The sequence below is a fragment of the Luteibacter sp. P4_D7_3 genome, assembly GCF_056401735.1.
In genome coordinates, this window is the sequence record NZ_JBFUIT010000085.1 from 1 (window position 1) to 13289 (window position 13289).

Consider the following 13289-nt stretch of genomic DNA (forward strand, 5'->3'; position numbering starts at 1 on the left):
CTCCAGCACTCCCGCCGCCAGCCCACGCCAGCCCGCATGGGCCGCGCCGATCGTCTGGCCGTCGGCGGAGACGAACAGCACGGGCAGGCAATCCGCCGTCAGGATGGCCAGCACCTGACCCGGACCGCGCGCCACGGAGGCATCCGCCACCGGCTCATCGTCGCCTGTGAGTGGGGATTCGCTTACGGCGATGCCGTGCACCTGGCGCAGCCAAAGCGGCGGCGCAGGCAGCTCCAGGGCTTCGGCCAACGCCCGCCGGTTGACCTCGACGGCGGCGACATCATCGCCAGAGCGCAGTCCCAGGTTCAGCCGGTCATACGGCGCCTCGGACACGCCTGGGCCGCGCCGCGTGGAAACCGCCGCGCCGACCCCCGCCGGTGCCTTCCAGTCCGGAACGATCCAGTCGGCGTCCACCCATCAATCCTCGATGGGATGGAGAACGGTGTCGGCCCGCAGCGCCTCGATCAGGGCATCCTGGTCGGCCGGCCGCGGCGAGTCGAATTCCAGGTACTCACCCGTGATCGGGTGATCGAACCCCAGTTTCTCCGCATGCAGGGCCTGGCGACGGAAACCGCGCAAGGCATCGATCAATTCCTGGCTGGCTCCGCGCGGAAGACGCAGGCCGTTGCCATAGAGCTGGTCGCCCACCAGGGGGTGGCCGACGTGGGCCATGTGCACGCGAATCTGATGCGTACGCCCGGTCTCCAGGTTGCACTGGATCAGGCTGTGGGCACGGAAGCGCTCGCGGACACGGTAGTGGGTCACCGACTCCTTGCCCCCGTCGATCACGTCGCGAACGCCCTGCTTGAGCCGGTCGTGCTGATGGCGCCCGATCGGCTCGTCCACCGTGCCCCCGGCCACCATCGTGCCCAGGACGACGGCCTCGTACTGGCGGCGCACCTCGTGGAGGGACAGCATCTCGACCAGGCGCGTATGGGCCGCAAGGGTCTTGGCAACCACCATCAGGCCCGCGGTGTCCTTGTCCAGGCGGTGCACGATGCCGCCACGCGGCAGCTCCGCCAGCGCCGGATTGTGGTGCAACAAGGCGTTGAGCATCGTCCCGGTGGGATTACCCGCGCCAGGGTGGACCACCAGCCCCATCGGCTTGTCGACCACCATCAGGTCGTCGTCCTCGAAGCGGATGTCCAGGGCGATATCCTCCGCCTCGGCGTGGACCTCGTTCTCCAGCTCAGCCTCGAGCTCCACCTTCTCGCCACCCCGGACCAGCTGCCGCGGCGCCGCGCGGGCCCCGTCCAGCAACACTTTGCCGTCCTTGATCCACGCGGTGAGGCGGGATCGGGAATAATCGGGGAACATCTCGGCCACGGTCTGGTCGAAACGCCGTCCAGCGGCCGTTACCGGCACAATGGCTTCATGTCGTAACGTCGTCATACCGCCCCGCCCGGCCCATGGCCGGTTTCGGCTATCATGCCTTTTCGCTCAAGCATCCGAACTCTCTCAATGCGTGCAACTAAGATCACCATTCTGCTCGTCCTCGCCCTGTCGATGAGCGCCTGCTCGATGTTCCGCAGCAAAAAGGAGACGATTGACACAATGCCGGAAGACCGGCTTTTTGCCACGGCTCACAATTCGCTGGAGTATTCGGACTATTCAGCCGCCGAGAAGGGCTATCAGCGCCTGATTGCGCGCTTCCCGTCCGGTGACGTCAATGAGCAGGCCCAGATCGAACTGGCCTACGCGCAGTACAAAGACAACAAGCCGGATGACGCGTACTCGACGATTAATCGCTTCATCAAGACGTTTCCGACCCACAAGCATGCAGATTATGCCTATTACCTGCGCGGCATGATCAATTTCGATCGTACCGGTGGCGTGATCGAGCGCTACCTGCAGCGTGGAAACACGGCGTCGACCCGTCGCGACCAGGGTTTCAACCTGACCTCGTTCGACGACTTCAGCCAGCTTACCCGCCGCTACCCGAACAGCGCCTATGCCACGGACGCCCGTCAGCGCATGATTTTCCTGCGCAACCAGCTGGCCCAGTTCGAGATCAACGTGGCCGAGTACTACCTGCGTACGAAGTCGTACATCGCCTCGTCGGATCGCGCCCAGTACGTGATCGAGCATTACCAGCAGTCGCCGGAAACGGCCGACGCCCTGGCGATCCTCACGCGTAGCTACCTGGCGCTCGATCGCAAGCCGCTGGCCGAGCAGTCCCGCAAGGTCCTGGCCCTGAACTACCCGAACCACCCTTACCTGACCGACGACAGCTGGCCGCACAGCCCGTCGATCTGGCGCAAGGCGATTCCGTTCTCGGGTCACCATTGACCTGATCTGATCGGGTCGAAGAGAAAAGCCGGCGAAAGCCGGCTTTTTTTTGCTTCATCGCGGATGATCGGGGGCCGGGCGCTCGGCCTTCAGGCAGGACGTTCTTCGCACCTCGCACCTCGCACCTCGCGCATGGCTCGCCTTCGGCCTCGCGGGGCGGCTCGGCTTCGCCGTCGCTCTCTACACTTGGGCGTCTCGCGGGGAGACCTTGGTGTCCACCCTCGCTGCTCAGACAGGTCCTCCGCGTTTCGTACCGGAAAGGCCGCTGCGCGGCCATGTACTTATTGGCCTACGGCCGCTCCACTTGTGCGGAACTCGCCTCGAGGGTGGACACCAAGGTCTCTCACGAGGATACGGTCAGCTGGAAGGAGAGCCGTTGGCGTGACGCCGTCGGCGGCGCCGGTCGTTGCCGGAACCCCAGGGCGATGCGGAAGCGCGTGCGGGTACGCAGTGGCGGGTACCCGGTTGCCTAACACGCTCATCGCGCCTGCGCCGACATCGGTGTGGCTGTGTGGCTGTGTGGCTGTGTGGCTGTGTGGCTTGTGCGGCTGCGTGCTGCTTGCCTGCGTGCCTGCCAGCGATGCCGCCGCGCGCCTTGGCTCGACCCACSTGAACCTCAGGGTCCGGGAGAGTCTTCGGTGCCCACCCTCGAGGCGAGTTCCGCACAAGTGGAGCGGCCGTAGGCCAAATAAGTACACGGACCGCGCAGCGGCCTTTCCTTGTCGAACGCGGAGGACCTGTCTGAGCAGCGAGGGTGGGCACCGAAGGCTCTGCGCCACTACGTCCGGCGGCTAAGGCTCTGCGCCGCGACGTCCGAGCACCGAAGGCTCTGCGCCTCAACCCCTCACGCAAGCCGCGGCTCGAGCTGGCAGCAGCGAGTCAGGGTGACGCGAGCAGCCGATCGCCGATGAATCGGCTCCTACGGGGACGGGAAGGGGTGGCGTGAGCCGCTAAGAAGTGGCGTTATCGCCAGCCCGAGGTGATCGGATAGCGGCGTTCGCGACCGAAAGCTTTGGTGGTGACCCGGGGGCCGGGCGCGGCCTGGCGGCGTTTGAACTCGTTGATGAAGACCATGCGGATCACCCGGCGCACGGTGGCGTCGTCGTGGCCGGCGGCAATGATGTCTTCGGCCGAGGCCTCGCCTTCGATGAACAGCTCGAGGATCTTATCCAGTTCGTCGTAGGGCGGGAGCGAGTCCTGGTCGGTCTGTTCGTGGCGCAGCTCGGCTGAGGGCGGGCGCTCGATCACGGCCATCGGGATGGCACCGTCGATGGCTGCCCGCCAGCGCGACAATGTGAAGACCACCGTCTTATAGACATCCTTCAGCGGCGCGTACGCGCCGCACATGTCGCCGTAGAGCGTGGCGTAACCCACCGCCATCTCACTCTTGTTGCCGGTGGAAAGCAGCAACTTGCCGGTCTTGTTGGACATGGCCATGAGCAGTACGCCGCGGGCCCGCGACTGCAGGTTCTCTTCGGTGATGTCCGGCTCGCGACCGGCAAATACGGGCGCCAGCGCGCCGGTAAAGGCCTCGTAGATGCCTTCGATGGGCAAGACGTGGTATTCGACGCCGAGGTGTTCGGCCTGGGCCTTGGCCTCGCGCAACGAAAGATCCGACGTGTATACCGTGGGCATCATCACCGCGGTGACCTTGTCCTTGCCCAGCGCGTCGACGGCGAGGGCGAGGGTCAGCGCCGAGTCGATACCGCCAGACAAGCCCAGCAACACGCCGGAGAAGTGGTTCTTGCCGATGTAGTCGCGAATGCCGCGGACGATGCCCGCGTACATGATCGCCTCGGGCGAGCGCATGTCGGCGGCCGGCCAGTCGATGGCGGCAAGACGCCTGGTGACGGTGTCGAATTCGACCGTGAGCAGCATTTCCTCAAACGAGGGCGCGCGGGCGAGGACCTCACCGTCCGCCTGGACCAGCAGCGAATGACCGTCGAAAAGCAGGTCGTCCTGGCCGCCGACGAGATTCACGTAGGCAATCGGCAGGCCGGTTTCGCGGGCACGCTGCTTGAGCAGGGCCTCGCGGGTGGCGGCCTGGCGGCGGTCCCAGGGCGATGCGTTGATGACCAGGATCAGCTCGGCGCCGGCCTGCGCGACGTGGGCGGCCGGCTCGGCCTCCCAGATGTCCTCGCAGATCAGCATGCCGACGTTCACGCCTTCGATCGTGAACACACGGGTGGCTTCACCGTGCTGGAAGTAGCGCTTCTCGTCGAACACCGTGTAATTGGGCAATTCCTGCTTGTGGTACGTCCACTCCAGCTTGCCCTCACGGATGAGGGAAGCGGCGTTGAACACCTCGCCCTGCGAATCCGGGTAGCCCACGATGGCGGAAATGCCTTGGATGGTCGGTGCAAGGGCATGGAGTTCGCGATGGCAGGCATCGAGGAAGCTCGGCCGCTGGAGCAGGTCTTCGGGCGGGTAGCCGGAGAGCGTCAGTTCGGGAAAGGCGACCAACGAGGCACCCAGGCGGTCGCGCGCCTCGTCGGACAGCGCCTTGACCCGTCGCGCATTGTCGGCGGTGGCGCCTACCGGGAAATCGAACTGGGCCAGGGCGAAGCGAAAGGTGGACATGGGGGATCCGTGCGGTCGCGGGGACTTCACATGATAAGGCATGAGCGGGCAGCCTTCCGGCTGCCCGGGGCCTAGCGGACCGGCACGTCGTAGATGAGGTCGGACGGTGCTGCCGAGGGCAGCGAGTAGTGCCACCACTCCTGCGCGTAGTTGACGAAGCCTTCAGCCGCCATCGCCTTGAGCAGACGCTGGCGATTCGCCTGCTGTGCGGCCGTGATGCGCGGATCCTCGGTATGGGCGAGCGGATCGAAGAAGTCGAAATCGGTGCCCATGTCGAGCGGTGTGCAACGGGTGCCTTCGCAGTGCATCAGGGTCAGGTCGACCGTGGCACCGCGGCTGTGGCCCGAGACCGGCGCGATGTACTCACCGAGCAACGTGTCCTTGCCCAGGTTCGGATAGTGAGCCGCCTTGGTACGCACGTCAGACAGATCACCGGCCCATCGAACGAAGGCGGCGACGGCACGCGCCGGTCGGTAGCAGTCCCACAACCGGAGGCGATAGCCCTGCTTACGCAGGGTTGCCTCGACGCGCGCCAGGGCCTGTGCCGCCGCCGTACGCAGGTAGCACGCGGGTGCTTCGTAACCGTCGACGACAGCTCCGGTGAAGTTGTCGGCGCTCGCGTAGTGCATGACCTCGTCGATATCGGGAACAAGTGCACGGATGTTCGTCATGCCCGCTGCGGCGGCGGTGGTAGCCGGCGACAGTCGCGGAGGCTCGACGGCATGAACGACCGAGCAAGCGAGCATCGCAACCACGAGCGAAATAACAGCAGCCATCCGCATCGCACTACCTCCGTCGCGTCGCCCCTCGCGACCGACAGGCAGGTTAGCCCATTCCCGCCGACCTTCGCCGGGCAGGTACCATGGCCCGACGATCGTTTTTACCCGGGGAGGGTTGGCGTGATCGAATCGGTCTGGCCGTACCTGGCTGTCATGCTGCTCGTTGCCGGTTTCTGGCCGGCGATCGAACGGCGCTTCCGTTGGAAAGTGTTCGAGGTGCTGCCGCCCATCGTGCTCACCTACCTCAGTGTCACCGCGCTGTCGGTGGCCGGACTCTGGACCGCCAGCCCCGAGATCCATGCCGCCCAGGGCGTGCTGGTGTCCCGGCTCGTACCCGCCCTGCTGTTCCTGCTGATGATCAACTGCGACCTGCGCGCGATCCTCGCCCTTGGGCCGCGCGTGCTCGGCGTGTTCGTCTGCACGTCGATCAGCCTGTTCGCCGCCTTCGTGCTGGCCTACCTGATCTTTCGACACTGGATACCGGGTGACGGCTGGATGCCGCTGGCATCGCTATCCGGCAGCTGGGTGGGCGGCACGGCCAACATGATCGCCGTGAAGCAGGCGATCGGCATGTCGGACACCGCGCTCGCCACCACCCTGCTGACCGATGCGCTCTGCTACTCGATGTGGGTGGTGGTGCTGTTCGCCGTGGCTCGCCTGGCACCGGCATTCAATCGGTGGACCCGCGCGGTCTCCAGTGCGGACATGATCGTGGCCGATACCGCGCCACGCGCGCCGGCGACCGTCGACAGCGTGCTGCTGTGGCTCGGCCTCGCCCTCCTCACGGCGGCGCTCGCTGCGGTGGGAGGACGTTACATGCCGGTGGGCAGCATGGTGTCGCCGACTACCTGGACCATTCTGATCGCCACGGTCGCGGGACTGGTCGTCGCCCACACACCGCTTGCCCGGTTGCCGGGTGCGCCATCGGTATCGAGTGCGATGTTGATTTCCGTCGTCGCCGTCCTCGCCTCACAGAGCAGTTTCGCCGGCATCGCCGCAGCACCCATTTACCTTCTGTGCGGGGTAACCGTCATCGCCCTGCATGCCATCCTGCTCTGCCTCTTCGCTCGCGTGTTTCACTTCGACCTGTATCTATGCGGCATCTCGTCGCTCGCGCATATCGGTGGCGTCGCAGCGACGCCGGTGCTCGCAGCGACCTATTCCCGCTCGCTGGTGCCGGTCGGCATCCTGCTTGCGCTGCTCGGCTATATCCTCGGCACAGGCTACGGGCTGGTCGTCGCGGCCGTGTTGTCGAGGCTGGCTTCATGATGAGGTTTCAAAACGTGAACAGGTTTCGTTACTCGTTCCTGGCGTTGGCCCTGGTCACCGCCGCCATCGCTCCGGCGGGCTTTGCGCAGGACATCGCCGCGTCAGGCATTCCCGGCATCGCCGAGGCCGATCTTTCGGCGACGACGTGGGTCGCTCGCCTGCCCGATCCGGACACCGTCCTACTGGACTCCACGGCCATCGGAGCGTTGAACGCACGCATCGCGCAACGCGACCCGTCCATGCACGACATCCGGCATCTGCCTGCGACTCTCGCTCGTGAACAGGCGAAAGCGTGGATTTCGCAGCGCTCCGCCCGTCCGTCGCGGCCTCTCGTCGATGCCGAAGGCCACGCCATCGACACGGGAAGGCTCGATGCGATCGTGTCCAACGTCGCCATCGACACGGTTCCTGTGCAGGTAACTCCGCGGTACGGGATGGTGCTCCGCCGCACCGCCCTGCGGAGCTTTCCGACCGACCTTCGCGTCTTCAGCCATGCTGGCGATACGGATATCGACCGCTTCCAGGAAAGCACTCTTTTTCCGGGCGATCCGCTCGTCGTCGTCCATACCAGCAAGGATGCGCAGTGGGTGTTCGTCGTCAGTCCGAACTACGCCGCCTGGGTGCATGCTGAGGACGTTGCGCTGGGCGAGGCGAACCAGATCTTCGCGCACGTGGACGCCACGCCCTATCGGGTAATCACCGGGGCCAAGCCGCTCACTGTGTATTCGCCCGAAGCGCCCGCGCTCTCAGAACTCCAGCTGGACATGGGCACGCGCGTGCCGCTCGACGCACCGCTTCCGCCCGACCAACCGATCAATGGTCAGAGTGCTTACACCTCGTGGATACTGAGTTTGCCCGTGCGAGACGCCAAGGGCATGCTCGCGTTCCGGCCTGCCCTGTTCCAGCGCAACCAGGACTCCTCGCCCGGCTATCTACCGTTGACCCGCGCCAACATCATCCGCCAGGCCTTCAAGTTCCTCGGTGAGCGCTACGGATGGGGGCACGCTTATAACGGGCGCGATTGCAGCGGCTTCGTTTCGGACGTGTACCGCAGCATGGGCGTGCAGATGCCACGCAACACGGGCGACCAAGCGATGAGCCCGGGCCTGGCGCACACGCTCTATACGGAAAAGGATAGCCACGATGCGCGGGTCAAGGCGGCGATGGCGCTCGACGTCGGCGACCTCGTCTACATCCCGGGTCATGTGTTGATGGTGATCGGTAAGGTGGATGGCAAGCCTTACGTGATCCACGACGTGAGCGGCATCAGCTATCGGCAGCCTGACGGCAGCATGCGACGGGTCAAACTCAACGAAGTATCGGTGACGCCACTCCTGCCCCTGATGTTCAGCGACGACGCCAGCTTCGTCGACCGCATGACCAGCATCGTCCGTATTCGTTGAGCGATCAGCCATGAAGATCCGTCCATGAAGATCACTGACATAACGCTCGGAATGTTGCGCGTACCCTTGAAGACGCCCTTCAAGACGGCACTGCGCACGGTGGAGAGCGTGGAAGACATCGTCGTGATGCTGCATACCGACGACGGCCACATCGGCTACGGCGAGGCGCCACCCACGGCCGCCATCACGGGTGAGACGCATGGATCGATCGTCCACGCGATCCGCCACCACATCGCACCACGCCTCGTGGGCGAAGACGTTGCGGATCTCAACCGGATGGTCGGTCTGATTCAGGGAGCGATGGCGAAGAACAGCAGCGCGAAAGCAGCCGTTGAAATTGCGGTGTACGACTTGTGGGGGCAGCTACACCGCTCACCGGTTTACGCGTTGCTGGGTGGCGGCGTATCGACGCTCAACACCGACATAACGATCAGCGTCAACGATGTAGCCACGATGGTCACCGACGCGCTCGCCGCGCTCGACGAGGGATATACGGCACTCAAGATCAAGGTCGGCAAGGACACCGCCACCGACGTCACCCGTGTGCGCACGATCCACGACGCCGTGGCGGGACGTGCGACGTTGCGGCTCGATGCGAACCAGGGCTGGACGGCGAAGGAAGCCGTTCGTGTCCTGAAGGAACTCGAACAGGCGGGGGTTGCTCTTGATCTCATCGAGCAGCCTGTACCTGCGCACGATCTTGAAGGCATGCGTTACATCACCGAACGCGTGAATACACCCGTCATGGCCGACGAGAGCGTGTTCGCCCCAAGCGACGTGACCGAGATCATCCGCCTGCGCGCGGCCGACATCATCAATATCAAGCTGATGAAAGCCGGCGGCATCACGAATGCATTGCGTATCGCCGACATCGCTGCGGCCCATGGCATGCCATGCATGATGGGCTGCATGTTGGAATCCAGCATCAGCGTGGCCGCTGCCGTGCATGTCGCCATCGCGCGTTCCGAGGTCATTACGCGGATCGACCTCGATGGGCCTTCGTTGTGTGCATTCGATCCTGTCGATGGAGGCGTGCACTTCGACGGACCGCATATCACCGTCGGCGATGCTCCGGGATTCGGCATCCGGAACCTTCGCGGCCTCGAGGCACTCTGACAACGGTCCCTCGCCACCTTTCCCGACGCCCCCGGATCCCTGCCATGTCGTTACGTCGATGCGCTCCCTACCTGCTTGGCCTTGTCGCACTGAGCCTTACCGCGATAGCTGCCGCCTTCGAAGCCCCCGCCGCGTGGTCGGTGTCGCGTCAGATGATCGTCGTCACGACGGACGGCTGGGATGTCGACCACGGCAGTCTTCGCACCTACGAGCGCGAAGGCACGACGTGGGTACTGGTGGGTGCACCCGCGGAAGTGACCCTCGGCAAGCATGGCAGCGCATGGGGCATCGGCCTCCACCCCGTACAACGCGACGGGCCGACCAAGGTGGAAGGTGATGGCCGCAGCCCGGCCGGCATCTTCCGTGTTGGCGAGGCCTTCGGCTATGCGGACACGAACGGCACCTCCCTGCCTTACCGCGGACTGACTGCTTCGGACTACTGCGTCGACGTGACCAGTTCGCCTTACTACAACCAGTTGGTCGATGCGAAACAGGTGGGTGACAAAGCCGTCGACGGTGCCACCGAACCGATGCGCCGCGACCTCCATTTCAACGGCGACCATGCTTACCGCATCGGCTTCGTCATCGAGCACAACCCCGAAGGTCGTCGCGGCGCGGGGAGTTGCATCTTTGCGCATCTCTGGCGCTCACCCACATCGCCGACAGCTGGCTGTACGGCGATGACCGACGAGACCATGGAGAAGTTGCTCGCATGGCTTGACCCGAAGAAGAAGCCGGTCTTCGTGTTGTTGCCGAAGGCAGAGTACGCAAGGTTGCGCGATGCCTGGAACCTGCCCGCCATCTAACGCAGGTCCCATGTAGGAGCCGATTCATCGGCGATGGGTGCTCGCGGCGGACTGGCCCGCTGCCGCGGGATCGCCGATGAATCGGCTCCTACAAGGGTACCGAACCCGTTCGCGGGGCATAAAAAAACCGCGGCCCGGGGGCCGCGGTTTTTATCACTCGCCGAGGCGGGTGGGTATTACTTCATCAGACCGGCGAGGGTCTTGCCGAGGTCGGCGGGCGACTTGACCGTGGTCACGCCTGCCTTCTCGAGCGCGGCGAACTTGGCTTCCGCCGTGCCCTTGCCGCCGGAGATGATCGCACCGGCGTGGCCCATGCGCTTGCCCGGAGGAGCCGAGGCGCCTGCGATGAACGAGACGACCGGCTTCTTGACGTACTGGCTGATGAACTCAGCGGCGTCTTCTTCAGCGCTGCCACCGATTTCGCCGACCATGATGATGCCTTCGGTCTGCGGATCGTCCTGGAACAGCTTCAGGCAGTCGATGAAGTTCAGACCGTTGATCGGGTCGCCACCGATGCCGATGCAGGTGGACTGGCCGAGGCCTTCGTTCGTGGTCTGGAAAACCGCTTCGTACGTCAGGGTGCCCGAACGCGAAACGATACCGACCTTGCCCGGCTTGTGGATGTGGCCCGGCATGATGCCGATCTTGCACTCACCCGGGGTGATGACGCCCGGGCAATTCGGACCGACGAGCACGACGTCCGGGTGCGACTTGAGCACGTTCTTCACGCGCATCATGTCGAGCACCGGAATGCCTTCGGTGATCGTGACGATGATCTTGATGCCACCAGCGATGGCTTCGAGGATCGAGTCGGCCGCGAACGGAGGCGGCACGAAGATCACCGACGCGTCGGCGCCGGTCTGGTCGACCGCGTCACGCACCGTGTTGAAGACCGGCAGGTTGATGTGCTCGGAACCACCCTTGCCCGGCGTGACACCGCCGACGACCTTGGTTCCGTAGGCAATCGCCTGTTCGGCGTGGAAGGTACCCTGCTGTCCGGTGAAACCCTGGACGAGGACCTTGGTGTTCTTGTTGATCAGGACGCTCATTTAAATATGCTCCTCAGGCCGCTGCGGCCACGGCCTTTTGGGCCGCATCGTTAAGATCGTCGGCCGGCGTGATCGCCAGACCCGAGTTGGCCAGGAGCTTGCGACCTTCGTCGACGTTCGTGCCCTGCAGGCGCACGATCACCGGGATCTGCAGACCCACTTCCTTCACCGCGGCGATGATGCCCTCGGCGATCAGGTCGCAGCGCACGATGCCGCCGAAGATGTTGACCAGGATGGCCTTCACCTTGTCCGACGAGAGGATCAGCTTGAACGCCTCGGAGACGCGCTCCTTGGTGGCACCGCCGCCGACGTCGAGGAAGTTGGCCGGCTCACCTCCTGCCAGCTTGATCACGTCCATCGTGGCCATCGCCAGACCGGCGCCATTGACCATGCAGCCAATCGTGCCGTCCATCGTGACGTAGTTGAGGTTGTGCTGGACGGCAGCCGCTTCGGCCGCGTCTTCCTGCGTGAGATCGCGCATCGCCGCGAGGTCGGCGTGACGGAACTCGGCGTTGTCGTCGGAGTTGACCTTGCCGTCGAGGGCGGCGAGGTTGCCGTCTTCGAGAACGGCGAGCGGGTTCAGCTCGACCAGGGCGAGGTCCTTCTCGTTGAACAGCTTGTACAGGCCAAGCATGATCTTGACGAGCTGGCCGACCTGCTTCGGATTCAGGTCCATCTTGAACCCGAGCTCACGGCACTGGTACGGCTGCAGGCCTTCGACGAAATCCACCTGGAAGGTGTGGATGTCTTCCGGCGTTTCRGCGGCCACCTGTTCGATGTCGACGCCGCCGTGCTTGGAGGCGATGAACGAGATCGACTTGGTGTCACGATCGGTGAGGATCGAGAGGTACAGTTCCTTCGCGATGTCGGTCGCGTCGGTGACCAGCACCAGGTTCACCGGCAGCGCACGGCCGGCGGACTGGTAGGTTTCCATGTTCGTGCCGAGCATGCCCTTGGCGGCATCGCGAACGGCATCGAGGCTGCGGCAGAACTTGACGCCACCGGCCTTGCCGCGACCGCCGGCATGGATCTGGGCCTTGACCATCCACTGCGAACCACCAAGGTGCTTGGCGGCGTCGACAGCGGCATCGGGAGAGTTGGCAACCTTGCCCGGCGGTACGGCAATGCCGTACTTGGCGAACAGTTCTTTAGCCTGGTACTCGTGGAAATTCATTCGATACCTCGAGCGAACGGGAGAAACATGTGGACGCGTGCAGGCCGTGAACGGCTCGCACGGGGATGGGGGATGGATCGATTGCGCGAGTTTCACGCAATACGGCCGCGTATTTTCCCGGAAGGCGCCCCGGATGGAAAGGGGCGGCGCCGCATTGGCCGTGCAGCGCGGCCCGCGGGCCGGCTGGAAGCTGTCGGTGGCGTGAGTTGCCGCGACCGCCCCGACACCTATACTGGGCGTCATCCAGGCCCCGGGGGGCCCGGCGGAGAAGTACCCACGTGTCCACGCCCRCGTCGACAATAGCCGCCAGGTCTACGGCGAACCAGACCACCGCCCGCCACGAACTGTTCTTTTTCAATTACTTCCGTCTCGGGCAGGCGGCGGTTTACACCGCGCTGGCGTTCCACCCCGAACACCTGAACTGGCCGAACCTGCCCGAACCCCTCTTCGCCCGCCTTTTCGCCCTGGCCTACCTGCTGGCGGCCCTGGTCATGGTGGCGCGCACCCGGCAGTCACTGAATCGCCCGGTCCTGATCGTCTCGGTCGGGCTCTCACTGGACATCGCGGCGGCCCTGCTCGCCCTCATGCTCATGCACGACGTCCGCATGGGCGTAGCCATGATGCTGGCGGTGAACCTGGCCACAGGCGCCCTGCTGCTGCCGTTCCGGCTGTCGATGTTCTTCGCCGCCATGGCCACCCTGGGCATGCTGGGTCATTCGTTCTTCGACCTGGCCGAGGCGAGCTCGTCGGATCGTGAGCTGGCCGAGTACGGGCTGTTCGGCGCGGCTTACTTCGCCTGTACCTCGCTGTGCTATGTGCTCGGC

At 64.7% G+C, this 13289-nt stretch carries 11 protein-coding genes and 1 pseudogene; 6 read left to right on the plus strand and 6 right to left on the minus strand.

The features are described 5' to 3' along the window. Positions 1–414, minus strand: a 414-nt coding sequence (locus AC1DSN_RS10040) for a purine nucleoside phosphorylase YfiH/LACC1 family protein (RefSeq protein WP_477330556.1), incomplete at its 3' end; no start/stop codon positions are given. A 3-nt stretch (positions 415–417) separates the two neighbouring features. After that, on the minus strand, positions 418–1392 hold the full coding sequence (gene rluD / locus AC1DSN_RS10045) for a 23S rRNA pseudouridine(1911/1915/1917) synthase RluD (RefSeq protein ID WP_213948562.1): 975 nt from the start codon (positions 1390–1392) through the stop codon (positions 418–420). Positions 1393–1461: 69 nt separating this feature from the next. On the opposite strand from rluD, the gene AC1DSN_RS10050 reads away from it, so the two are divergent. Then, on the plus strand, positions 1462–2289 hold the full coding sequence (locus tag AC1DSN_RS10050) for an outer membrane protein assembly factor BamD (RefSeq protein WP_213948561.1): 828 nt from the start codon (positions 1462–1464) through the stop codon (positions 2287–2289). Between the two features lie 963 nt (positions 2290–3252). Here AC1DSN_RS10050 and AC1DSN_RS10055 read toward each other — a convergent pair. Together AC1DSN_RS10055 and AC1DSN_RS10060 are read right to left on the minus strand one after the other, a co-directional pair. Beyond that, entirely contained in the window at positions 3253–4869 is a 1617-nt protein-coding gene (locus tag AC1DSN_RS10055; RefSeq protein WP_477294846.1) for an NAD+ synthase, read from the minus strand. A 71-nt stretch (positions 4870–4940) separates the two neighbouring features. Then, complete coding sequence (locus AC1DSN_RS10060) at positions 4941–5651, minus strand: M15 family metallopeptidase (RefSeq protein ID WP_477294844.1); 711 nt, start codon at positions 5649–5651, stop codon at positions 4941–4943. Between the two features lie 117 nt (positions 5652–5768). Between AC1DSN_RS10060 and AC1DSN_RS10065 the strand changes: the two genes are divergently transcribed. The 4 genes from AC1DSN_RS10065 to AC1DSN_RS10080 are packed head-to-tail and all read left to right on the plus strand — an operon-like array spanning position 5769 to position 10242. After that, positions 5769–6917, plus strand: a complete 1149-nt coding sequence (locus tag AC1DSN_RS10065) for a DUF819 family protein (protein WP_477294842.1) — start codon at positions 5769–5771, stop codon at positions 6915–6917. Positions 6918–6931: 14 nt separating this feature from the next. Further along, positions 6932–8320, plus strand: coding sequence for a C40 family peptidase (locus AC1DSN_RS10070; protein ID WP_477330558.1), 1389 nt, complete (start codon positions 6932–6934; stop codon positions 8318–8320). 24 nt (positions 8321–8344) lie between these two features. Then, on the plus strand, positions 8345–9436 hold the full coding sequence (locus AC1DSN_RS10075; protein ID WP_477294838.1) for a dipeptide epimerase: 1092 nt from the start codon (positions 8345–8347) through the stop codon (positions 9434–9436). A 44-nt stretch (positions 9437–9480) separates the two neighbouring features. Then, complete coding sequence (locus tag AC1DSN_RS10080) at positions 9481–10242, plus strand: L,D-transpeptidase family protein (protein ID WP_477294836.1); 762 nt, start codon at positions 9481–9483, stop codon at positions 10240–10242. 176 nt (positions 10243–10418) lie between these two features. On the opposite strand, the gene sucD is transcribed toward AC1DSN_RS10080, so the two are convergent. Beyond that, entirely contained in the window at positions 10419–11291 is an 873-nt protein-coding gene (gene sucD, locus AC1DSN_RS10085) for a succinate--CoA ligase subunit alpha (RefSeq protein WP_036137555.1), read from the minus strand. A 13-nt stretch (positions 11292–11304) separates the two neighbouring features. After that, complete coding sequence (sucC, locus tag AC1DSN_RS10090; RefSeq protein WP_063572903.1) at positions 11305–12465, minus strand: ADP-forming succinate--CoA ligase subunit beta; 1161 nt, start codon at positions 12463–12465, stop codon at positions 11305–11307. Positions 12466–12743: 278 nt separating this feature from the next. On the opposite strand from sucC, the pseudogene AC1DSN_RS10095 reads away from it, so the two are divergent. After that, positions 12744–13289, plus strand: a pseudogene (locus tag AC1DSN_RS10095) (two-component sensor histidine kinase); the annotation flags it as partial.

What these genes read in the sequence shown, in the direction of transcription:
- AC1DSN_RS10075 (WP_477294838.1), top strand. Translation starts at nt 8,345, where the DNA reads ATGAAGATCACTGACATAACGCTCGGAATGTTGCGCGTACCCTTGAAG.
- AC1DSN_RS10055 (WP_477294846.1), bottom strand. Translation starts at nt 4,869, where the DNA reads ATGTCCACCTTTCGCTTCGCCCTGGCCCAGTTCGATTTCCCGGTAGGC.
- rluD (WP_213948562.1), bottom strand. Translation starts at nt 1,392, where the DNA reads ATGACGACGTTACGACATGAAGCCATTGTGCCGGTAACGGCCGCTGGA.
- AC1DSN_RS10050 (WP_213948561.1), top strand. Translation starts at nt 1,462, where the DNA reads ATGCGTGCAACTAAGATCACCATTCTGCTCGTCCTCGCCCTGTCGATG.
- AC1DSN_RS10080 (WP_477294836.1), top strand. Translation starts at nt 9,481, where the DNA reads ATGTCGTTACGTCGATGCGCTCCCTACCTGCTTGGCCTTGTCGCACTG.
- AC1DSN_RS10060 (WP_477294844.1), bottom strand. Translation starts at nt 5,651, where the DNA reads ATGCGGATGGCTGCTGTTATTTCGCTCGTGGTTGCGATGCTCGCTTGC.
- sucD (WP_036137555.1), bottom strand. Translation starts at nt 11,291, where the DNA reads ATGAGCGTCCTGATCAACAAGAACACCAAGGTCCTCGTCCAGGGTTTC.